This is a genomic window from Fannyhessea sp. C0108B2 (genome assembly GCF_056583915.1).
In genome coordinates this window covers 79,312-102,135 of the sequence record NZ_JBWPJQ010000002.1, presented here as the reverse complement: position 1 = coordinate 102,135, position 22,824 = coordinate 79,312, and the positions used below count along the sequence as shown (strand labels likewise).

Annotated in this window: 20 protein-coding genes and 4 tRNA genes; 19 read left to right on the top strand and 5 right to left on the bottom strand. The window is 39.1% G+C overall.

Annotated features, from left to right (window positions below; translation table 11 throughout):
• Positions 1–7: 7 nt before the first annotated feature.
• Genes yidD through rpmH form a run of 3 tightly spaced genes read right to left on the bottom strand, consistent with a single transcriptional unit; the run spans position 8 to position 773 of the window.
• A complete protein-coding gene (gene yidD / locus AC1DBT_RS01465; RefSeq protein WP_480018320.1) occupies positions 8–232 on the bottom strand; it encodes a membrane protein insertion efficiency factor YidD in 225 nt (74 codons plus the stop codon).
• 53 nt (positions 233–285) lie between these two features.
• Positions 286–603 (bottom strand): ribonuclease P protein component, encoded by a 318-nt coding sequence (gene rnpA, locus AC1DBT_RS01460; RefSeq protein ID WP_480018319.1) that lies wholly within the window; start codon positions 601–603, stop codon positions 286–288.
• A gap of 29 nt (positions 604–632) precedes the next feature.
• Positions 633–773 (bottom strand): 50S ribosomal protein L34, encoded by a 141-nt coding sequence (gene rpmH, locus AC1DBT_RS01455; RefSeq protein WP_006302258.1) that lies wholly within the window; start codon positions 771–773, stop codon positions 633–635.
• A 480-nt stretch (positions 774–1,253) separates the two neighbouring features.
• On the opposite strand from rpmH, the gene AC1DBT_RS01450 reads away from it, so the two are divergent.
• The 7 genes from AC1DBT_RS01450 (at position 1,254) to gyrA (ending at position 12,329) form a co-directional block, all read left to right on the top strand.
• Positions 1,254–2,381 carry an ATP-binding protein gene (locus AC1DBT_RS01450; protein ID WP_480018318.1) on the top strand — a complete coding sequence of 376 codons (1,128 nt, stop codon included), beginning with the start codon at positions 1,254–1,256 and terminating at the stop codon, positions 2,379–2,381.
• Between the two features lie 194 nt (positions 2,382–2,575).
• Positions 2,576–4,282 (top strand): DnaA ATPase domain-containing protein, encoded by a 1,707-nt coding sequence (locus AC1DBT_RS01445; RefSeq protein WP_480018317.1) that lies wholly within the window; start codon positions 2,576–2,578, stop codon positions 4,280–4,282.
• Positions 4,283–4,549: 267 nt separating this feature from the next.
• Positions 4,550–5,659, top strand: a complete 1,110-nt coding sequence (gene dnaN / locus AC1DBT_RS01440; protein ID WP_480018316.1) for a DNA polymerase III subunit beta — start codon at positions 4,550–4,552, stop codon at positions 5,657–5,659.
• 15 nt (positions 5,660–5,674) lie between these two features.
• Positions 5,675–6,823: a DNA replication/repair protein RecF gene (recF, locus tag AC1DBT_RS01435; RefSeq protein WP_480018315.1), complete on the top strand. Its 1,149-nt coding sequence runs from the start codon at positions 5,675–5,677 to the stop codon at positions 6,821–6,823.
• Positions 6,807–7,370, top strand: coding sequence for a hypothetical protein (locus tag AC1DBT_RS01430; RefSeq protein ID WP_480018314.1), 564 nt, complete (start codon positions 6,807–6,809; stop codon positions 7,368–7,370). Before recF ends, AC1DBT_RS01430 begins: the two co-directional genes overlap by 17 nt.
• 160 nt (positions 7,371–7,530) lie before the next feature.
• Positions 7,531–9,477: a DNA topoisomerase (ATP-hydrolyzing) subunit B gene (gene gyrB, locus AC1DBT_RS01425; RefSeq protein ID WP_480018313.1), complete on the top strand. Its 1,947-nt coding sequence runs from the start codon at positions 7,531–7,533 to the stop codon at positions 9,475–9,477.
• A gap of 14 nt (positions 9,478–9,491) precedes the next feature.
• A complete protein-coding gene (gene gyrA, locus AC1DBT_RS01420) occupies positions 9,492–12,329 on the top strand; it encodes a DNA gyrase subunit A (RefSeq protein ID WP_480018312.1) in 2,838 nt (945 codons plus the stop codon).
• Between the two features lie 135 nt (positions 12,330–12,464).
• Here the strand turns inward: gyrA and AC1DBT_RS01415 are convergent, their stop codons facing one another.
• A complete protein-coding gene (locus tag AC1DBT_RS01415) occupies positions 12,465–13,040 on the bottom strand; it encodes a bifunctional nuclease family protein (RefSeq protein ID WP_480018311.1) in 576 nt (191 codons plus the stop codon).
• 313 nt (positions 13,041–13,353) lie between these two features.
• Here AC1DBT_RS01415 and AC1DBT_RS01410 point away from each other — a divergent pair.
• From AC1DBT_RS01410 to typA, 4 genes are all read left to right on the top strand, one after another.
• A tRNA-Ile gene (locus AC1DBT_RS01410) sits at positions 13,354–13,430 on the top strand.
• A 76-nt stretch (positions 13,431–13,506) separates the two neighbouring features.
• Positions 13,507–13,582 (top strand) — tRNA-Ala (locus AC1DBT_RS01405).
• Positions 13,583–13,635: 53 nt separating this feature from the next.
• Positions 13,636–14,091 carry a hypothetical protein gene (locus AC1DBT_RS01400; RefSeq protein WP_464359788.1) on the top strand — a complete coding sequence of 152 codons (456 nt, stop codon included), beginning with the start codon at positions 13,636–13,638 and terminating at the stop codon, positions 14,089–14,091.
• A gap of 133 nt (positions 14,092–14,224) precedes the next feature.
• Positions 14,225–16,063, top strand: a complete 1,839-nt coding sequence (gene typA / locus AC1DBT_RS01395; RefSeq protein WP_480018310.1) for a translational GTPase TypA — start codon at positions 14,225–14,227, stop codon at positions 16,061–16,063.
• A gap of 65 nt (positions 16,064–16,128) precedes the next feature.
• On the opposite strand, the gene AC1DBT_RS01390 is transcribed toward typA, so the two are convergent.
• A complete protein-coding gene (locus AC1DBT_RS01390; RefSeq protein ID WP_480018309.1) occupies positions 16,129–16,905 on the bottom strand; it encodes a trimeric intracellular cation channel family protein in 777 nt (258 codons plus the stop codon).
• 263 nt (positions 16,906–17,168) lie between these two features.
• Here AC1DBT_RS01390 and AC1DBT_RS01385 point away from each other — a divergent pair.
• From AC1DBT_RS01385 to dnaB, 8 genes are all read left to right on the top strand, one after another.
• Positions 17,169–17,259, top strand: a tRNA-Ser gene (locus AC1DBT_RS01385).
• Positions 17,260–17,415: 156 nt separating this feature from the next.
• Positions 17,416–17,507 (top strand) — tRNA-Ser (locus tag AC1DBT_RS01380).
• 301 nt (positions 17,508–17,808) lie between these two features.
• The gene (locus AC1DBT_RS01375) at positions 17,809–18,639 is read left to right on the top strand and encodes a DUF4013 domain-containing protein (protein WP_480018308.1); all 831 of its coding nucleotides are present in this window, start codon (positions 17,809–17,811) and stop codon (positions 18,637–18,639) included.
• A gap of 312 nt (positions 18,640–18,951) precedes the next feature.
• Positions 18,952–19,245, top strand: a complete 294-nt coding sequence (gene rpsF / locus AC1DBT_RS01370; protein ID WP_010241717.1) for a 30S ribosomal protein S6 — start codon at positions 18,952–18,954, stop codon at positions 19,243–19,245.
• Positions 19,246–19,289: 44 nt separating this feature from the next.
• Entirely contained in the window at positions 19,290–19,817 is a 528-nt protein-coding gene (locus AC1DBT_RS01365; RefSeq protein ID WP_006302242.1) for a single-stranded DNA-binding protein, read from the top strand.
• 62 nt (positions 19,818–19,879) lie between these two features.
• Complete coding sequence (gene rpsR, locus AC1DBT_RS01360; protein WP_006302241.1) at positions 19,880–20,152, top strand: 30S ribosomal protein S18; 273 nt, start codon at positions 19,880–19,882, stop codon at positions 20,150–20,152.
• Positions 20,153–20,208: 56 nt separating this feature from the next.
• Positions 20,209–20,757, top strand: coding sequence for a 50S ribosomal protein L9 (gene rplI, locus AC1DBT_RS01355; RefSeq protein WP_480018307.1), 549 nt, complete (start codon positions 20,209–20,211; stop codon positions 20,755–20,757).
• Between the two features lie 544 nt (positions 20,758–21,301).
• Positions 21,302–22,717 carry a replicative DNA helicase gene (dnaB, locus tag AC1DBT_RS01350; RefSeq protein ID WP_480018306.1) on the top strand — a complete coding sequence of 472 codons (1,416 nt, stop codon included), beginning with the start codon at positions 21,302–21,304 and terminating at the stop codon, positions 22,715–22,717.
• Positions 22,718–22,824: the final 107 nt, after the last annotated feature.

Below are 22,824 nucleotides of genomic sequence, written 5' to 3'. Positions count from 1 at the left end.
TAACTGTTTAGGGCACTGGATCAAATCCTCCCTTATGAAAAGGGTGACAACGTAAAATACGGCGAAGAGCTAAATAACTTCCTTTTAAACATCCATACTTTTTAAGTGCTTCGCATGCATATTCAGAGCAGGTAGGGCTATAAATGCATGAAGGACGCATAAGAGGGGATAGATATCTTTGATATCCTCTAATAAGCGTAATAAAAACGTTTTCCGTTTTAGCCAATTTCATTTTATAACTCTTAAAGAACGTATAAGTACCTTACAATTTATGAGCTATAACACCTATGTTGCCGTTATGGAATGTAGGAGTTTATTTATAATCTTACTCAGTTCATAAGAGGAGTACGCTTTTGTTTTGTATGTGGCAAACAAAATCACATCAAAATTTTGTGGAACACAATCTGTGTCACGAACAGCTGCTCTTAAAAGTCTTTTACACCTATTTCTAAGAGGTGCACATCCTATCTTTTTAGGTGCACAGTACGCAATACGGGTTGTTTGTGTAGACGGGATATAAATTATTCTCACAGCAGGATGAAACAATCTTTTCCCGTTTTTGAAAACCATAGCAAAGTCTCGTTTCGACTTTATGGTTTGCATACCCCTCTCCTTATAAACTGTCTACGTTATTACAGACTTACGGTAAGTCTTTTGCGACCCTTAGCACGACGACGAGCAAGAACAAGTCTTCCTGCTTTTGTAGCCATGCGTGCACGGAAGCCGTGAGTCTTAACGCGTTTAGACTTATTAGGTTGATACGTACGTTTCATAAAAACCCCTTTTTATACTAGTTTTATATACGGTATACGATGCCTGTTTGTAATAAGCTAAAAAAGTATAAAAGTTTATGCAGGTGTATGTCAATATTTATACATGAACACCTTAAATTCAACGTGTTTCCACATCCACGCTCAGTTCATGTATTTTCCTATTTTTGTTTTCATAACTTTTCATTGTTTAAGAAAGTTTGTGACAGATGTTTGAAAGTTTTTATCACAACTATTATGCATTACCTGTTGTTTTATAAAAGTTTTCACAGTTTTATTCATTCTTTTTTGAATATGTTTATAAAGTTATCTACATCTTTTTAACAATTGTTGAAAACTTATTTTCAATACCTTTCATCTATGAAAGACAATGCATTTATTATGAAAGAAATTTACTTTGAATGCCAAAAAAGAAGATATGTGTCGTAATATATAAGTTTGCAGAGCTTGTTAAAATTCAAGTATGGTAAAAGAGGTGAAAAGATGGCACATACGTTTTATCCTTTCGTAGAAAACCATGAACAAGAAAAAGAGTTAGATAATAAAGATAAAACTATGTCAAAGCCTTCCTCTAAAAATGATACTTTATTACCTCAATACGCAGCTAGGATTGCAGTATTTGATGCAGCCAACGCCGCACCGCGCGTGGTAGTTATTGAACCTTGTAATGTACGCGATTATTTAGAAGAAATCACTCAACAGGTAACAAAACTAGCCTCAGAACAAGGCGGTACCATACCTTTTATGGTGATTAGAGAAATTGTTGAAAATTTTATTCATGCATATTTTATTGAACCTTCTATTAGCATTTTAGATAAGGGTATGACCATACGATTTGCAGATCAAGGGCCTGGTATTAAAGAGAAAAACAAAGCACTGGATTTTGGTACCACATCTGCTACAACCGAAATGAAACGTTATATCCGCGGTGTTGGGTCGGGACTTCCCTATGTGCGCGAGTATATGAAAAGTACACATGGGTTTTTAGATGTTGAAGATAATATTAATGGCGGAACTATTGTTACTTTATGCGCGCAAGAAGGTGCGCAACACTCATGCAGGACTTATAATAAAACTCAAACAGATGCTACACACACTGGTATGCAGGGATGTACAACTTATCAACCAATGAATTCTGTACAAACCTATGAAACAAATGAACAAAACGCTTTTAACAGAGCATATCAAGCAAATGTTACCTATCCTGCTAATAGCTATGTATCATATAACCCCGAACAAATGCCTACAAATTCTACTCCTATGTATCAACAAACATATCAGCAGGTACCACCACAAAACTATCCACAGCAACAAAACCGTGAAGCATACCCTATGGGATATTCCATGCAGGTACAACCAACACGGGTTGAATCTCCTCTTACTACATTGCCATTAACAGCTCGACAGCAACAGATACTAACATGCGCTCAAACATATGGATATGTAGGACCAACCGAGTTAACAAAACTTTATGGCTTGTCGCAACCAACATGGTCACGTGAACTTAAAACATTAGAAGATATGGGAATACTTCATAAAAATCCCAAGGAACAAAAAAGAGTAATAACTAAACTTGGTTATGCATATATAAACTCACATTTACAACAATAGCCTGCCTCAATAATCACTTGTATGAATAAATGACCTATTATTTTGTAGCACTATATTTTTTCTTAGATAGACTTCAAAAAGTTTTCAACATTCTTTTTGAATTTTATAAGTTTTCATCATATACTAGAATTACTTTTCAACATTATTTAGGTAACGGCTCTTAGTAAGAAAATTATCGTAATTCAGGAGTAAATATGAGTAAAGAGGTTATTGAATCAAATATGCAAGTAGCGGAACATGATATGTCCGATGCATACAGTTTGTGGCAAGATGTTATTAACCTCTTTCGTGAGGATGGTTATATTCCTTCGGTTATAGCAATGTTAGAAAAATGTACGCTTGTTAGTTTTACACATAACGTCCTCACCGTCAGTACGTCCTTAAATTTTGCCTACAAAAAACTTTCGGCGCATAAAGACGCTATTGTTGCAAAGATGGAAGAGGCGGCATTTGAGCCAATTTCATTACAAATTTTGTTTAAACCTTTTAATAATGATATAAAAACTGATAGCGATACAGCTCATACAGACGTTAAATTGTTTGACACAGCTCAAACAAAACCAGAATCAATTACAGCGCAACTACCGAATCAAGTAAAGGTTGAGACACACGAAACACCAAGCACAAATGATTCAAGCGACAAACTCATAAATGTACAGACTAAAATTACTAAAGATGAGTTGGATAAACTTGAAAATCAAGATAACTTGGTATTTGATCAATATTTTGATCAAATGAAAACCACACATATGGAACGCCTTAATCGTGAACATAAAATAATTTCGTTTGAAACAGGACAGGTAGAAAATCCTATACAGAGTGAAATTGATTCCAAACTAACCTTTGACCGTTTTGTACAAGGTGAGGAAAACCAGTTAGCATATCAAGCAGCAAATCAGGTTGCATGCGGATCGTGTAACCAATCATATAATCCACTTTTTATCTATGGTAAAAGTGGATTGGGAAAAACACACTTATTACGGGCAATACAAAACTACATTATAAAAAATGATCCTACGCGCACCTGTGCTTACAAAACAGCAACAGAATTTATTGAAGAATATACACTGGCATGGCAAAAGTCGCCACTCGAAAGAAATGCTTTAGCTCGTAGTTATAAAAATATTGATGTACTTATTATCGATGATATCCAAAATATGCGAACAGCAGCAGGTACCATCAAGTTTTTCTTCGATACATTTAATTCGCTTATTTCTAATGGAAAACAAATTGTTTGTGCAGCCGATCGATCGCCTCAAGAGCTTCAATTAGGTGAAAGTAAGTTTGACGAACGCGAAACCAGTCGTATGGATTCTGGTATAACTATCAGTATTCAGGTACCAAATTACGAGTTAAAACTTAATCTTATTAATAACTTTTACAAATACATTCGTCATGATGCTGAAGTAGAACACTTACTTATCGATTTTGGAACAATCACCGAAGAACAGCGAATGTATATGGCAAAGATTGCGGGTAGCAACATTAGAGTTATCGAGGGTTTTGTTCAAACGTGTTTAATTAATGCAGGTAAAAGAAAAAAAGAGGGGAGAATTTTCTCTAATAACGATATCGCACAGATAGCAGCAACTAAATGGAAGCCGCGGCAGCATATTCCCAGTATTGAGGAAATTCAAAAATGTATAGAAGACACGTATCACATATCTCATAACGATTTGGTAGGTGACCATAGGAATAAAGAGCTTACTGAACCACGTCATATTTGTATTTGGTTAGCACGCGAACTCACAGACATCACATTGGCTGACATAGGTCAAAAATTTGGTAACCGCACGCATGCAACGATAAAACACAGTATTGCCATTATCGAGAAGAAGAAGAAAGACAGAGTGTTTTATGATCAACTGCAAAAATTTAAAGATCTTCTTACAAAAGAATAGACTGAATTGCACATGTTTATAACTTTGTTGATGCTTGTTAATGAATGTCTATAAACGCGGATAAAAAGAGCTTTAAACAGATATGGTTGGTTTGTATGTTGATAATGATGGAAATTTATAAAAGATTTGCTCGCTAAAAACGTAGTGTTTAACTGCATGAATGATAAGTTATTAACATGTGAACAATACTTATTAATAATAAAGTATTTAGATATTTATTATTATTTATATAATGAGATGTAGATACTTTTAAGCGAAAGGAAGCATATGAAATTCTGTGTAAGTCAAAAAGAATTCAATCAGGCAATTACGATAGTTCTACGTGGTGTTGCCTCCCAAGCTACGCTTCCTGTTTTAGGTGGTATTTATATTCAAGCACAAGGATCAACGCTAACTTTACAAACATGTGATCTCAAAGTCTCAATACGTCATAAACTTGAAGCTGCGGTTGAAGAAGAGGGTCAAACAGTTGTCCCTGGCATGTTCTTATCAAAGTTGGTAAAAAACTTACCTGATGCACCTATTACCGTAGAAACAAATCAGGCGCAGGCAATTTTAACATGTCTTAAATCTACCTACGAACTTTCTACCCTTGATGCTACCGATTTTCCTGAGTTTCCAGATATTACACCTTCTCAAAGTATTGAGTTGCCAAGTGATTTGCTTAACGATATGGTAGAGCGCGTGTATCGTGTAACAAAAGAGGATATATCTAATCCAATTTTAGGTGGTATTACCCTTGTTGCTGCCGAAAATAAACTTACTATGTATGCAACAGATTCTCATCGCTTGGTTATTATTGATACAAACACGGAAACTGCGTCTATTGATTCTGAGTTTACCGCAATTATCCCTGCCGTTTGTTTTCATGAACTTCTTAATTTGCCAACTATTACACCTCGTTTGCAAATAGGATTAACTGATAATCAGGTTATTTTTAGTTTTGAAAACACAACGTATGTAAGCTTAAAAATTGAAGGTATGTTCCCCAATTATAAAAATCTCTTTCCTAAAACTTGCAATACTAAGCTTACTGTTAATCCCGAGCAGCTTACGCAGGCAATTAAGCGTGTTGCATTAGTTACCACGAATAAAAATCTTGGTGTTATTTTTGATATAGATCCTCAAAATCAACTTATAACACTTAAAGCAGACTCTTCTGAGTTTGGTGCTTCAAAAGAAGAGTTTAGTGCAACTATCGAGGGTAATCCTATTTCGTTTTCAATGAATTACCAGTTTATTCTTGAATGTTGTCGCTCTACAACCCATGCCGACGAAATGACTTTTGAGATAGTTGACAGTTTCCAACCTATTGTTATTAAGTCGTTTGGAACAATGAACTATCAATGTTTGTTGATACCACTTCGCACTAATTAACAACCTTGAGGTAGTATGAGTTTTATATTACGTGAGCTTACCTGTACAAATTGGAGAAATTTTCAACATCTTCACATAAGCTTAGGTGATAAAACAACTGTTTTACATGGCAGTAATGCTGTTGGTAAAACAAATACCATCGAGGCTGTGCAAATGATTACCACAGGTACTTCATTTAGAAAGCCTTTGCTTACTCAGATGATTTACCATAACAAAGATGCAGCTCAGCTTCGTGCGTCTTATGAGGATGAGCTGCATAGTGTTGAGTTGGCTTGTAATATATCAACGCATGTAAAAACGTACTTAAAAAATAACAAAAAGTGTTCTGTTTCAACACTTTGTTCTGTTATGCCTTCGGTGCTTTTTTCTCCCGACGATTTATTGTTTGTTAAGCAAGCAGCTCGCTTGCGCAGAAGTGAAATAGATGGGTTTGGCACTCTTGCACATAAAGGTTATAGAAAGCTTGTCGCAACATTTTCTCGTGCACTTGAGCAAAGAAACAACATACTTAAATTAAATTTTGTAGATTCAGATATGTTACATGCCTGGAGTGTATCGTTGGCGCATGGATCTGCAAGTGTGGTTGCTGCTCGCCTTAAGCTTATCAATCACCTTTATCATAAAGCTTGCGAGGTATATCATACAATTTCTCCTGCCGAGCACCTTGAAATTAAGTACAAAAGCTCAATACCTTTGATAAAAGATTTAGAACATAAGGTAGAAGAGACTTATCTGTATACACCACAAAGTTTATCTTCTCTTAGTAAAGAAGATCTTGTGCAGTCATATTTAGATGCTTTTAGTCAAAAGGAGCAAGAAGAATTACGTAGGCAGGTAACACTTATAGGTCCTCAAAGAGATGATATTGAATTTTATATCAATGGTGTACCAGCGCGCACATATGCCTCGCAAGGCCAACAAAGAAGCGTTGTTTTGGCATGGAAATTAGCAGAGGTTTTGTTTATTAAAGAGTTAACTGGACAAAATCCTATTCTGCTTTTAGACGACGTTATGAGTGAGCTTGACGCCACGCGCCGTTTAGCGATTATGGAATTTATCCAGCAGGGTATTCAGACTATAATTACAACCACAAATCTTTCGTATTTTACAAAAGATATACTTGACTGTGCGAAGGTGGTGAATATGAATGAAAAACAATCATAAACAACCTGCTGAAAGCAGTCTTTCTTCACTTTTAAATTCATGTATTACCAATCCTGCTCTCGCAAAAATTAAAAAGCAAAAAGCTTCTGCTACCGCTTGGAATTCGGTTATAGGGGATATCGAAAGAAAACATACAACTGGTGTGTTTGTTATAGAACCTAAAATAAAAGGTCGCTATCCTATTCTTGGTGTGTTTGTTGATTCTTCCTCTGTTCTTGTAGATTTTAATGTTAATAAAGAAATGTATCTTCTAAGACTTACGCACTTAGGTTATAAATTTGATGACATTCTTTTTAAGCTTTCTAAATATACGCAAGCAAAACCTGTGTTTAAACCACAAACAATCAAATCATCGTGCGCAAGTCCTGCTTTACAACAAACTTTAGCACCTTTACCTGCACTTTCTCCTCAAGAGGTTGAGTTTGCTGAACAAGTTGTGCAAAACTTACCACCCACGCTTCGTTCATCTGCACTGAAGGCTGTTAAAACAACACTGCAACGGCACAAGTTATCAGCATACGCAAAAGATAATTTATCGCTAAATTAAGCCGTATAAACCGCTGAGAGATATACTTTTGCGTGGTATAGTGTGAGATATTGTTTAGGCTCGTTGATTTTTCTGCATATTTCACAACATTTTCCATAATTTTATAACGAGTCTTAATAATTAGCGTAAAATAGAGACATCGTATAAAAGGAGGGTGTTTGTGACAAAAGAAGTCAGTTCATACGGTGGTAACGAAATTAAAGTTCTTGAAGGACTTGACCCAGTTCGTAAACGTCCTGGAATGTATATTGGTACAACGTCAGCATCTGGTTTACATCACCTTGTGTGGGAGATTGTTGATAACTCAGTAGACGAAGCAATGGCTGGTTACTGTACCTCAATAAATGTGGTAGTACATCCTGATAACTCTATTTCTGTTGAAGATAACGGGCGCGGTATTCCTGTTGAAATGCACCCTCAAAAGAAAATTCCTACCCTAGAAGTTGTTTTAACAATTTTACACGCTGGTGGTAAGTTTGATAATGCTGCTTATAAAGTATCAGGTGGATTGCACGGTGTTGGTGTTTCGGTTGTTAATGCACTTTCAAAACGCTTGATCGCACGTGTTTCGCGCGACGGTGGAATTTTTGAAATGGAATTTAAGCGCGGTAAAGTCACAAAAAAGATGACGCGTGTTGGTGATTCTTCTCATACTGGCACAACCATTACGTTTTGGCCCGATGACACCATTTTTGAAACTACAACATATAATTTTGATACACTCCACGACCGCTTACAAGAAACTGCTTTTCTTAATAAAAATTTGCACATCAGCCTTACCGACGAGCGTGAAGAGACGCCTCGTAAAGAGGAGTTTTGCTACTCAGGCGGTATCGTAGACTTTGTTAAATACTTAAACGAAGAAAAAACTATCCTACCTGGACTTAATGACCCTATTTATATCGAAGGCTCTTCTGCGCCAGATACACCTCTTAATCAACGCGGCGAAGTAGAAGTTTCCATTCAGTGGAATACAACCTATTCTGAGCATGTAATGTCGTTTGCTAACGATATTTATACCGATGAAGGTGGTATGCACCTCGAAGGTTTTAGAACGGCGCTTACTAAAACAATTAATGATTATGCGCGTTCACACAAGCTCTTAAAAGAAAAAGAAGCAAACTTAACTGGTGACGATATTCGTGAAGGTTTATGTGCAATTATTTCGGTTAAGCTTCCTGACCCTCAATTTGAAGGTCAGACCAAAGCAAAACTTGGAAGTTCTTATATGAGGACACTTACCAACAAAATTGTTGGTGCAGGACTTACCGAATATCTTGAGGAGCACCCTAATCAAGCAAAAGAAATATTTAAAAAAGCATTCCAAGCAGCTAAAGGTCGTTTGGCGGCACAACGCGCTCGTCAAGTTGCGCGTAGAAAAGGTTTGCTTGAAAGTGCTTCATTACCAGGTAAACTTGCTGACTGTTCTGTTCGTGATGCTCAAATGACCGAACTTTTCATCGTTGAGGGTGACTCGGCAGGTGGTTCTGCTAAAATGGCTCGTGACCGTTCTATACAAGCAGTTTTACCGCTGAGAGGAAAAATTCTTAACGTTGAGCGTGTTCAGCAAGATAGAGCTCTTTCCTCTGAATCTATCACATCTCTTATTACAGCTATTGGTACTGGTGTTGGTAAAGAATTTAATATCGAGAAAGCGCGCTATCACAAAATTGTTATTATGACCGATGCTGATGTAGATGGCGCACATATTAGAATTTTACTTCTTACCTTCTTCTATCGTTACATGAAACCTTTGGTTGACGCAGGATATATTTACGTTGCGCAGCCACCTTTATATCAAATTAAGGCAAAAGGTAAAAAATACGGTAAGTATTTATATACCGACGAAGAGTTAGCGCTTGAGGCTAAACAGTTTGAAGATTCTTCTAAATATAGTGTTCAGCGTTATAAAGGTTTAGGAGAGATGGATCCTGAACAACTTTGGAGTACCACAATGGAGCCTAAAAACCGAATTATGCTTCGGGTAACGGTAGATGATGCACGCGAAGCAGAAAGAGCTGTTGCTAACCTTATGGGTACTCAAGTGGAAAAACGTAAAGATTTTATACAAACACACGCAAAAGACGTGCGTTTCCTTGACATTTAATGAAAGGCTAAACTGTGGCAGACGATAAACACACACCTCATAACCACGATGAGTCTTCGTTTAACGAACAGGATTCTTCTGATAATGTAGACAACGCTTCGCAAGATGATTCGTTTGACGATGAGTTTGATAACTTGTCAAATGATAGAACATCTGATGATGAAGCACTTGAAGATGATATAGAAGAAACCACCTCAAATGAAGATGAGCAAACGCTTAATCTTGCTGGTGCAACGCTTGATCACACCATTTCTGATGAGGCCGGTTCACGCTTAGATTTATCTGATATTCATGGTGGAGCGCTTAAACCAACAGATTTGTCTTCTGAAATGAAAGCATCATTTCTTGAGTATTCAATGTCTGTTATTGTGGCTCGCGCGTTGCCAGATGTACGAGATGGATTAAAGCCTGTTCATCGCCGTATCCTTTACGCTATGAATGAAGCTCACATTGTTCCTACACGTCCTCATAAAAAGAGTGCATGGACGGTAGGAGAGGTAATGGGTAAATATCACCCACATGGTGACTCCTCAATCTATGATGCTATGGTTCGTATGGCTCAAGAGTTTTCGATGCGCTTACCTTTGGTAGATGGCCACGGAAACTTTGGTTCTATTGACGGTGATCCTCCAGCTGCTATGCGTTATACCGAGTCACGTCTTACTCATGCTGCCATGCAGATGTTGCGTGATTTGGATAAAGAAACGGTAGACTTACAACCTAACTACGATGAATCTTTGCAAGAGCCTTCTGTTTTACCAGCACGTTTTCCAAACCTGCTTGTAAATGGTTCAAATGGTATTGCTGTTGGTATGGCAACAAACGTTCCACCTCATAATCTAGCAGAGGTTTCTCGTGCTGTATGTATGATGATAGATAACCCCGATGCTACGGTTGAAGAGCTTATGCAGGTACTTCCAGGCCCTGATTTCCCAACCGGCGGTATTATCATGGGTACCGATGGCATTCGTGACGCTTATACCACTGGTAGAGGTTCTATTACCATTCGTTCAAAAGTACACATCGAAAACGTTGGACGCGGCGGCCGCCAGCGCCTTGTTATAACCGAAATTCCATATCAGGTTAATAAAGGTCTTTTGCAGGAACGTATTGCTCAACAAGTTAACGAAAAACGCATTGAAGGTATATCTGATATGCGTGATGAGTCTAACCGTAAGGGTATGCGCATTGTTATTGATCTTAAATCGGGTGCAGTGCCGCAGGTTGTACTTAACAACTTATATAAAAGAACACAATTGCAGGTCTCTTTTGGTGTAATTGACCTTGCGCTTGTTGATGGTGTTCCTCGAACATTAACCTTGCGTGAGATGATTTATTACTACATAGAACACCAAAAAGATATCGTAACACGTCGTACGCAATTTGATTTGGACAAAGCACTTAAGCGTGTTCATATTCTCGAAGGCTTGTTAATTGCAGTTGATAATATCGACGAAGTTGTTCATATTATCAGGTCTTCTCATGACGACCAAGAGGCAAAACAACGTATGAATGAGCGCTTTGGTATTGATGACATTCAAGGCGAAGCAATCCTGCAGATGCGTCTACGCCGTTTAACTGGTCTTGCGCGAGAAGAGCTTGCAGCACAGATTGCTGAGCTTTATAAGTCAATTGAATACTATCGTGATTTACTTGCTCATCCGCAAAAACTTTTGGAAGTTATTAAAGAAGAGCTCACTGAAATTGCTGATCGTTTCTCGGATAAGCGCCGCACACAAATTTCTGCGCTTGGTGTTCAAAATCTTGATGTAGAAGACCTCATTGCCGAAGAAGACATGGTAATTACGGTAACGCACGCAAGCTATATTAAGCGTTTACCAGTAGCAACCTATAAGTCTCAAAAACGCGGTGGTAAAGGTGTTCAAGGCTTATCGCTGAAAGACAATGACTTTGTTGAAAACATGTTTGTTGCCTCCACCCACGATTATGTTTTGTTCTTCACCAACAAAGGAAAGGTATATCGCCTTAAAGTTCACGAGCTACCAGTTGGCTCGCGCCATGCCCGTGGTTCTGCGTTAGTTAATGTTTTGCCTTTAAGTGAGGGAGAATATCCAACGGCGGTTATTACCACACGCGATTTCCCAGCCGAAGAGCATCTTATGTTTGCAACTAAATCGGGTATGGTTAAAAAGACAGCTATGAGCGATTACGATAAATCACGTCGTGACGGTCTTATTGCTATTAACCTTAAAGATGGCGACGAATTAGTAAATGTTCGCCGTGTAAAAGAATCAGAGTATGTAATTTTGTGCTCAAGTGCAGGCAAAGCAATAATGTTTGAAGAAAGCGACGTTCGCCCAACTGGACGTGGAACATCTGGCGTGCGCGGTATAACGCTTAAAGATGGTGCTACGATGCTTGGCATGGAAATATCTAACGGTAAAGGCGACTTGCTTGTTGTGACCGAACACGGTTATGGAAAGCGTACTCCCGTTAGTGAATATCCACTCCAAAAGCGTGGTGGTTTAGGCGTTAATACCATCGCTATGACTCAGAAAAAGGGTAAATTAAGCGCTTGTCGTGTAGTTGGCCCTCAGCACGAACTTATGATTGTCTCTGAAGAAGGCGTTATGATTCGTGTTCAAAGTCAAGATATTTCGCTTCTTGGCCGCGCAACGCAAGGCGTCAAGATTATGAACCTTGCTGAATCTGACAGCGTGTCTGCTCTTGCTCGTATGCATATTCACAAAAAGAAAGACACAAATGAGCAAGCAGATAGCAATCAGCCGCAATTACCGCTCGACTTTTTATCTCAGAAGCATCAAGAAGAAGAGATAAATATTGGTGATGATGAACAGATTGATGACGAGTTATTAGACGACGATGAGTAGAGCTAAAACCTCACTCTAAGCTCTGTGGCATAGGTAATTATGTGGCTATATGTACTCCGATGGTGCATATAGCCATTTTATATGGAGCTACACACAGTAATATGCCTATACCAAAAGAGTTACGTATGGCTTATTTTACTCGTCAAGAGAGGATATAAAGTTTTCTAACGCTTTGTCTTGTTGTTGGTTTAATTGAGCTTCTAAATTTGGGATCTGCGCCGATGAAATAACATGGTCATCAACAAACAGAGCAACGTTTAATAAAATACTTAAGACACATGCATCAGAGGGTCTCACTTCAATTGTAAAGGATTCACCGTTATCTTGACTTATGTTTCCTCGTGCATAAAACACAGTACCTTTAACATCGTAAATTTCAAAGTAGACAATATGTGTATTGGTATGGTTAAGCATTTGTAGGATGATATCAAAAGGAGTAGGACGAGAAAAAACCTCGCTTGCGCTACAGCCTTTTCGCATACGGTCAATACATGTGCTTAACACGGACGCTTCGTGCGTTCCTACACGAATAGGAAGAATTGGTTTATTGTCCAACACAGGTGCATTACGTTGTGTGTTGTCTTTAGGCGTAGGATTTTTAGTTGGCTTGTTTTGTAGTTTTTTAAATGCGCTGTCAGTAGGTTGCAAAAATATTAGAGAAGGAACACTTAAATTTCCTCGTACTAAGCTTTGAATTTCCATTGCAATCATTACGTACTCCAAAAAACCAAAAGTTTGTCTGACATCTATCTTAGTATCTCATATTTGCAATTGTGTACGTACAACAAAACAAATAACAAACAGTAATATACAGCTTGTACTGCGCATTTATATGATTTTTAAAACGTAAAAGAACATTTGAATATCTGATAAGAGCTCAAATCAACGACATTATGTATAAAATTAACTTGATATTGTAGAGCCGCATAAACATATAAGTTCTGTGAAGTTCTTATAGTATAAAAAAAGATTAGAAAACTGCTTGACTCACGAGTCACAACAGGGTACTATTTTTTCTTGCATTGGACTCGTAGCTCAGTTGGTCAGAGCGTCCGGCTGATAACCGGGAGGTCACAAGTTCGAGCCTTGTCGGGTCCACCACATTTTGAGATAGTCACCCCAGTGGCGGTTATCAAAACCCGCTGGGGTGGTTATAAAATGTGTGAAGCACCCATTTGGGGACGTAGCTCAGTTGGGAGAGCGCGGGCTTTGCAAGCCTGAGGTCGTGGGTTCGACCCCCATCGTCTCCACCATTTGCAATTCAAGCTAGGTGTTTTCACCTAGCTTTTTTTATATCGAGGAACTTATGAGCCAATCACCTATGCATTCAAACTCCGCAACTCCTATTTCTCCTGCATTAGATATCTTTGTTACACAAGTTATGGATGCTGTTTGTGAAAGATATAAAACTGATACATCCATACCAGTTCTTCTTGTTCTACAAGATAAAAACAATGAGTGTGTTTCGTTTGAGTTTGATCACGATAGCATCGAAAAATGCCTGGATGAAGCACGTGTCTATGTTAAACATTTGCCACGCATGCAGCCACATCTTAAAAACTTTCACCCTATTCGCTATGTTATATCCTATATAGGAAGTGTGAGCGAAGACGAATCTACACCTTCTTTTATTTCGGCACTTTTGTTTGAATATCAAGAAACAGGGGGTACGGGATATTCAGCGTACCTGCCTTTGGATAAAAAACAAGGGTTATTTTCTCGTTCACCTTTATCGGCAGGTGTTATAGAGGAACTTTTGTAATCTGATATAAGAATATACCGTGTAAATTCCTTAAAATCACAGGATTTTAACTTCTTTTCCAAAACAGTGGTATAAAGTTTTAATGTTTATACATTTAAGTAAACGCACATCTACGACCAAAGAAGAGGTTTATATGCTCCAAGAGCACATTAGAAATATTGCTATTATTGCCCATGTTGACCACGGTAAGACAACACTTGTAGACAAACTTCTGCGCGCAACCGACGCATTTAGAGCTAATCAGCAGGTTCAAGATCGTGTTTTAGATTCAAACGATCAAGAGCGTGAGCGCGGTATTACCATTCTTGCTAAGAACATTTCCATTGAGTATAAGGGTGTAAAAATTAACGTTATTGACACCCCAGGTCACGCTGACTTTGGTGGAGAAGTTGAGCGCGTTCTTAAAATGGCTGATAGTGCTTTATTGCTGGTAGACGCTGCAGAAGGTCCTATGCCACAAACACGTTTTGTTTTACAACACGCTATTGCTGCACACTTACAAATTATGTTGGTTATCAATAAGATCGATAAGCCTGCTGCAAATTGTGAACTAGCTCTTAATAATTCCCTGGATTTAATGATGGATTTGGGTGCAACAGATGAGCAGCTTGAATTCACCATGGAACATGTAATTTATGCTTCGGCTGTTAACGGTTTTGCTCGACTTACCCCCGATGATTCTTGCGATACCATGTTCCCACTTTTGGACATGATCGTGAACGAATTACCTGCTCCTGAAGTTGATGTAGATGCGCCTTTAGCTATGCAGTGCGTTACCATTGACCACTCGGACTACGTTGGTCGTATTGGTGTTGGTCGTATTTATTCGGGAACCATTCATAATAACGATAAAATTTTGGTTGTTAAAAACGATGGTACCTCATCTGTTGCTCAGGTAAAGCAGCTGTATACCTTTGACTATTTAGGAAAAAAGGAATGTAGCGAGATTTCTGCAGGTGATATTGGTGCGGTTGTAGGTATTGATCACACAGATATTGGTGATGTGTATACTGATATTGATAATCCTGTAAAGTTGGAGCCTATCGAAATAGATCAACCAACACTTTCAATTGTTTTTGAACCATCTACATCGCCTCTTGTTGGTCGTGAGGGTGATATTGTTGGTGGTCGTCAACTTAAAGAGCGCCTTGAAACCGAGCGCGAAAATAACGTTACTATGCGCATAGAAGAACTTGACGATAAAACTGGTGTTGAAGTAGCTGGTAGAGGAGTGCTTCATCTCTCGGTTCTTATGGAGCAAATGCGCCGTGAAGGCTATGAGTTTCAGGTTGGTCGTCCACGCGTGCTTTTCAAAAAAGACGAGCATGGCAACATGCTTGAGCCTATTGAGCAGGCAGTTGTTGAATGTTCTGGTGAATATTCAGGTAAGGTTATCGAGGTGTTTGGTAATGCTGGCGGCACTATGATAAACATGAAAACTGGTGCTACTCACACTCACCTTGATTTTAAGATTCCAACGCGCGGTATTATGGGATTAAAGACCAAAGTGTTAAATGTAACACACGGTGATGCAGTGTTTTATCACACGTTTTTGGAATACGGACCTTACGCAGGAGAAATTGGTACACGTCAAAACGGTGCTATGATTTCGATGTCAACTGATAAAGCGGTGGCATATGCTTTGGGAACACTGCAGGAACGAGGCCAACTTTTTGTAGCACCGGGTACCGAATGCTATGAGGGCATGTTGGTGGGTGAGCGCTCTAAACCTGGCGATATGGTTGTTAATATCGCAAAAACCAAAAATCTTGGTAACCAACGCTCTTCAACTGCTGATATTGCAGTTCAGCTTACTCCTCCTAAGACATTTACACTCGAAGAAGCACTTGAATACATTATGGATGATGAGCTTGTTGAGGTTACACCGCAAAATATTCGTATGAGAAAGCGTATTCTTAACGAAACCGATCGTAGAAAATGGCGTGTTCGTAACGGTATGGTTGATAAATAATCTGCCTTTTGCATAGCCAAATTTGTGGTGCTTAAGATTGTAGCGAGATGGTTTTTGCTGTCTCGCTATTTTTTATGCATACGCCTCCAGCGTTGATAGTGCGCACGAGGATGAATAACTGTTCTTATAGCGGTGTTATGAGAAAACGCCTGTTTTGCGCGTCTTGCTTGTTTTTCAATTTGAGGCGTAAGATCAATATCGGCAGGGGATAAGAGATTATATGTAAGAGATATTCGTCTTAATACAACGGTTACAAGTACACAGAGTGCAGCCGCGATTGGACGATACATGTATAAACCAAATACCGCTGTATAGCTTACCAGCGATCCTGCAATTGCACAAATTGCATAATAATTGCTTCTCTGGAAAATGCGCGGTGTATTACCAATAAAAATATCACGTGCCATACCGCCACCTACTCCTGTAAGTGTTCCCATAAGCACACATGCCCAAGGGCTTAAGTAAAAAGCCATAGCTTTGTCGGTTCCTGCTGCAGCAAAAAGACCTACTGACAAAATATCAATCCATTCAAGTGATTTTGGATGTTTGGTTAAAAAACTGGGGAATAAAAACCCTATCCACGCAACAATTACCACCGAAGGTATTGCAAATTGCGAATCAAGCGCATAAATTCCACCGCGTTGCATGATCATATCTCGAATGAGTCCGCCTCCCAATCCTCCTAAAACCGATAGTGCCATAAAGCCTATTAAATCAAGCTTTCTTTCTTGAGCAACGAGCACGCCTGATAGTGCTCCAACCATAACCGATGCTAGGTCAAGCCACAAAGGAATCGACAGCGCGGACGCGTCTGGACCGTATGCGAGAAAAATGTCATCCATAAACAATGTCACCTTTATATCCGTTATTTGCTCCGTATAGTATTTTGTTTGTGTAGTATAGTACCTTATATACGCTTTTATAAGCACTTTTATGAGCGCACCATGTATATTCTATATGAGTAGAGCATGTAAATATTGTGCAAACCGCATATAAACTGGCTTATATACAAACGCTATGGACGAACATACTAAAATACGTTATACTTGCTTACGCACTCTTAAATGGATGCTGTGCAAAAGCGTTTGATTTAGGAGCTTTTATTGGAGAGTTGTCCGAGTGGCTGAAGGAGCACGATTGGAAATCGTGTATACGCCGAAAGCGTATCCCGGGTTCAAATCCCGGACTCTCCGCCAGTAAGTAACCTTGGCGTTGCACATTGTGTGACGCCAAGTTTTATAGATGTTGCACAAAGGATGTGTTGTGTCTAGTCTATAGTTGCTTATGTGCGCGCTTGTTGCCTTGAAATTTGTTTGTGTTGTTTGGTGCGCAAATTTTTAGGTGTTCACCCTGGAGGGGTGGCAGAGTGGTCGAATGCGGCGGTCTCGAAAACCGTTTACCCTTGTATAAGGGTACGAGGGTTCGAATCCCTCCTCCTCCGCCATATTTTTTCTTACTTTTTACCCTATTTTATCAGCGCAAACGTAGTCTTTTTAATACGTAAAAATAGCACACTTCAGTTGTTTGTAAAAACCGAACAACTGAAAGCATTGTAAAACCGTAAAAACGTAAATTACCGTGTTTAACTGGTGTAATGTTTTGCAATAACTCACCCGAAAAAAACTCATGCAATAATAATGCAATAACTTTTTGAGTTATAAATGCCTTATAAATTATTGAAATAAGCTCATTGTGGTATCATTGGAATCTATATTCTATTCAAAAGTATTGACGAAGGGAAAACCATGGACTCTCGTTTTTCTTCTAATCAAAGTTTGTTTTCGGCAGCAAAATCTGCGTTAACCTGCGAGGGTGGATGGTTTAAGCGCGTGTTATTGCTTTGCCTGATAGGCTTTATCCCAATTTACGGTTTAATATTTGTAACTGGGTACATTTACGAATGGGCTGCGGGTATTATAAATCATACTGAACTGCCATTTGTAAGAAAAATTAACTGGAAACGTACGTTTCTGGCGGGTTTAGTTCCATTTATTGTAGGAATCATTATTTATGGTGCCTTTACCGAGATATCATTATCTACTAAAAATGTGGGTATACCATTTTTTGGCTTTATTCTTACGTTTTTGCAGGTCGCGATAACTGTTATTTTTACAGGACTGTGTTTGCGCCAAACGGTATACCGTCGCTTTTCGGAACTTTGGTCCGTTTCTTCTATACTTAGTGTGTGTCTAGAAGACATGAGTGGTTTCTTGAGCTGTATTGTCCTTAGTTTTATTATTTCTTTTCTTACATCTATCGTGATGGTTATTTTGTTCTTGGTAATTCTTGTCTTTGGATTTGCTTCAGTCGCAGACCCTCAAATCATACTTAATGTGATTCAGGGTGACGCGTCTCATCTCTTATCCATTATTGTTACGCTTATGATCATGGGTCTTATTACAGCGGTGGTTGTTTCTCCTGTGCTTGTAATAACAAACGCCTTAATAGTGGCTCTTGTTGCAGTTTGGATTGCTCGTAGCGACATTTCTGCTGATCGTAAGTTTTATGCTCCAGCTATTACCGATGGAAGCAACGCCGCTCGCACGACGGATACCTATGACGTGGATAATGGCTAACTACGTGTTGAGGTGTTTGCCTTTGTGATTTGTTCGCAACACATGAATGAAGAGTACAAGCAGCTATATTGAGTTTCACTTCAAGATCACCTGCGTATATTACGTGGGTGATCTTGCAAGTTTACGCCAAGTTTTATGCAAGTTTAACTTGATAGGATATGTATAACGAGTATGAAATACCTATAAGGGTGTGGCAAGATTGTGTTTGTACGAAAATATCGTTAGCACTGTGGTAGTATAGAAAATTGACTTTTCCTGCTTTGAGTGCAACCTTCACAACTCAAAGCCGTTAGCCCAGAGGAGGTGACCATATTGAAGGCATACGAATTATTGTATTTTGTAAGTCCATCTTCTACCGAAGAAGCTCGCGATGCTGTAGCAAAGCGTATTGACACTACTGTTAAAGAAAATGGCGGTGTTATTGATAATGTAGAGGATTGGGGTAAGCATAAACTCGCTTACGAGATTGATAAGCTTACCGAAGGTGATTACACCCTTATTGATTTTCATGCAGATCCAACGCAAATCGCAGAACTTAATCGTGTTTTACGTATTAACGACACGGTAGTTCGTCACATGATTGTGCGTCGTCCTGACAAAGATTAGCAAAATTAAAATCACACGACCTTGATGTGAGAGGTGGATAAACCATGAGTATTAATAGAGTTTCATTATCCGGTAATCTTACGCGTGACCCCGAATTACGTAGTACAACTTCGGGTTCGCAAGTGCTGTCTTTTGGAATAGCTGTAAATGATCGCCGCAGAAATGCACAAGGCGAGTGGGAAGATGTTCCCAATTACGTTGACTGTGTTGTATTTGGTGCTCGTGCGGAATCTTTAAGCCGTTTTCTTGCTAAAGGTCAAAAAATTGTATTGGAAGGAAAACTTCGTTGGAGCCAATGGGAGCGTGATGGTCAGAAGCGCTCTAAGCTTGAGGTTATTGTAGATAATCTTGATTTCTTCTCTCAACGTCGTCAAAGTGGCGCAGAAGGTTCTGGTTATCAACAGCCTTACGGTACGCAGATGCCCATGCAACAAAGTGTACCCGTTGCCGCACCAACTCCATATACACAAGCGCCAGCAACCGGTGGTTATCAAGATCCTCAACAACCGGCACAAGCTTCGGTTCCCGAGCCTCCTGCTGCGGATGTGTATGACGAAGAAATTCCATTTTAAATTTGTGATGTGATATGAAAATCAAACGAGATGGATTTTCCATCGTAGAAAGGCTTTAAGACATGGCTAGACAAAAGCAAGTTGAGCAACCTCAGCCGCGTCGTAAATTCAGTCAACTTGATAAAGCTGAACTTGATTTTGTGGATTACAAAGACACACAGCTTTTGCGCAAGTTTATGACCGATCGTGGGAAGATTAAACCCCGTCGTGTGACCGGTATTTGCACGCAGCATCAACACAATGTTGCAATGGCTATTAAGCGCGCTCGTGAGATGGCGTTACTTCCTTATACAGTAACTGTTGTTTCGAGTCGTGGTGGCCGCAACCGTGGCTAATTAGCTCATTATACGTATTGAGAGTTGGTTAAAACCAACATATTAAAGGAGTTCCTATGAAAGTCATCCTCTTGGGTGAGCTGAGGGGCAAAGGCGGAGAAGGCGATGTTGTAGACGTTGCTCAAGGATATGCAGAAAACTGCCTATTCCCAAGCAAAATTGCCGTACCTGCTACCCCAGGTAACATTAAACAACTCGAGGAGCGCCGTCATAACATCGAAAAGCGTGAAGAGAAACGTTTGGCTGATGCACATGCGACTAAAGAGTTGCTTAATGGTAAACAAGTTCTCATCGAAGCTAAAGTGGGAGAAAACAACCAGCTGTTTGGTTCAATTACAACTGCTCAAATTGTTGCAGCTGTTAAAGAACAATTGAACGTGGAGATTGACCGCAAGCGTATTGCTCGTGGTGCAACAATCAAGGTTGCAGGTTCTCACAAAGTTGAAATCAATCTTTACCGTGACATTAACGCAGAGATTTTTGTTGTTGTTGGAGCAAATGTTAAAGAGATTGAAAAATCGCTTTCTGACGACAAAGAAGACTCTGAAGGCGTTGAAGCAGACGCACAAGCAGATGCTACAACCGAAGAGAATGCGGCTGAGTAGTATTTAGCTCACTATGCATTCACTCAACTTTTAAATGAAACAGGTGGACAAATTGTCTACCTGTTTTTTTACGTAACGTACGTGTTAACTTATTAACAATATGGATTAAATACATGCGTCTAAAATGTATATCGACATAAATCTAATGAGAATCAGTATTCAGTGGGTTGCCGATTTAACAGGTTTTGTTCAGATTAATATACATAAAATCGTATAGATAATATATCTACCTGCTATTATTTAATTGAGAACGTATAATTGCACGTATTCAATTCTTTGCAAAATTGAACAAAATATCCCTTCACAAACCCTTCATATTGTTGAAGTTGTCAAAAGCGTGTTTATTAAAATGTTGAAAATGTTGAAAACTTATAAAATGCATTGAAAAAGCCTGGCTATTATAAACAATCAACGATGAAAGCTTTTTATATGTCTAAACTTTAAAAGTAAAGACTTGATTTCAAATTTCTTCATTCTTTTTTGTTGTAGACTAAATTACGCTCTGTTGGACGATATGAGAGTTTTTGCTATGAAAGGAAGCTCTGTGGCGGCAGAAAATACTTTTCAAACTTACGATAACAATCAACAGCCCGAGTTCAAATCTAGCGCTCTTGATCCTACCCAAGTTCATATGCCGCAGGATAGCGATGCGGAAAAATCGATTCTTTCTGCAATGCTTTTGTCTGATGATGTGTTACAGGAATGTTTGATGCGTCTGCGTGTAGATGATTTTTATTTGCAGTCGCATAAGATGATCTTTAATGCAATATGTGCTCTTTCAGAACAGGGTCACCAAGCTGATCCTATTTCGGTTGCGGATTACCTCAAAAGTCAAAATCAGCTTGATAGAATAGGTGGATCATCAACGCTTCTTGAACTTAACGAAAATACGTTTTCGTTAACGTCTTGGGAGCATCATATTGAAATTTTACGCAGAAACGCAACCTTACGAGCAATTATTCATGCATCGGCTAATATACAAAAACTTGCGTTTAGTGCACCCGAAGACACCAAAGAAGTGGTTGACTCGGCAGAAAATATGCTGCTAGATGTTACCAATAAAGAGGTTACCAGTAACTTTTCGCAATTATCCGACCTCATGGCAGATTTGTATAACGATTTAAGCGATATGCAAGAAAATGGAAAGCCACAGGGAGTGTACACCGATTATCCTACGGTGGATCGATGGCTGCAGGGTTTGCGTCCAGGACAAATGGTGGTTGTAGGCGCTCGTCCAGGTGTTGGTAAAACGTCATTTGCACTTAATTTGGCAGTTAATATGGCAAATTCAGGAGCGTCTGTTGCATTTTTTTCTCTTGAGATGAGTAAAATTGAAATTGCACAACGCCTTCTGTCCGCTCAGGCAAAAATTGACTTGTCGGTTATTAGAGGTGGAAATATTCAAAATAATCAATGGGCACCTATTATGGCGGCAACTGCGGATCTTTCTAAACTCGACATTATGATTGATGATACACCTGGAACTACCGTTACCGAAATTCGCGCTAAAGCTCGTCGCATGCTGAATAATAAAGAAAACAGTGTAGTTATTATAGACTATCTGCAGCTACTTTCACCGCCATCGGGGCGCTATCGTGCCGATTCTCGTGCAACCGAGGTATCAGAGATGTCGCGCGGTATTAAGATTATGGCAAAGAACCTCAATGTTCCTGTTGTTGCTTTGTCTCAGCTTAATCGTCAGGTTACTGGTCGTCGAGATCAAAAGCCTCAGCTTTCAGACCTGCGTGAATCGGGTTCAATTGAGCAGGATGCTGATATCGTTATCTTGCTTGATCGTTCTATGACCGACGAAGAAGCCGAGCGCCAAGACAGGCCAGATAGAGGAGAAACAAATCTAATTATTGCTAAAAACAGGTCAGGTCCTTTGGGTGTTGTATCATTAAGATTTTTACCAGGAACAACTAAGTTTTTGGAAATCGACAAATCGCACGAGGAATAACGGTGGTTGTGAGGCTGGTTTCTTACAACGTACGCATAATATATACAAGTTGTACGTAGACTTTGTTTTACTGCTTGTTTCCTGTGTATAAATAATGCAATACTAAA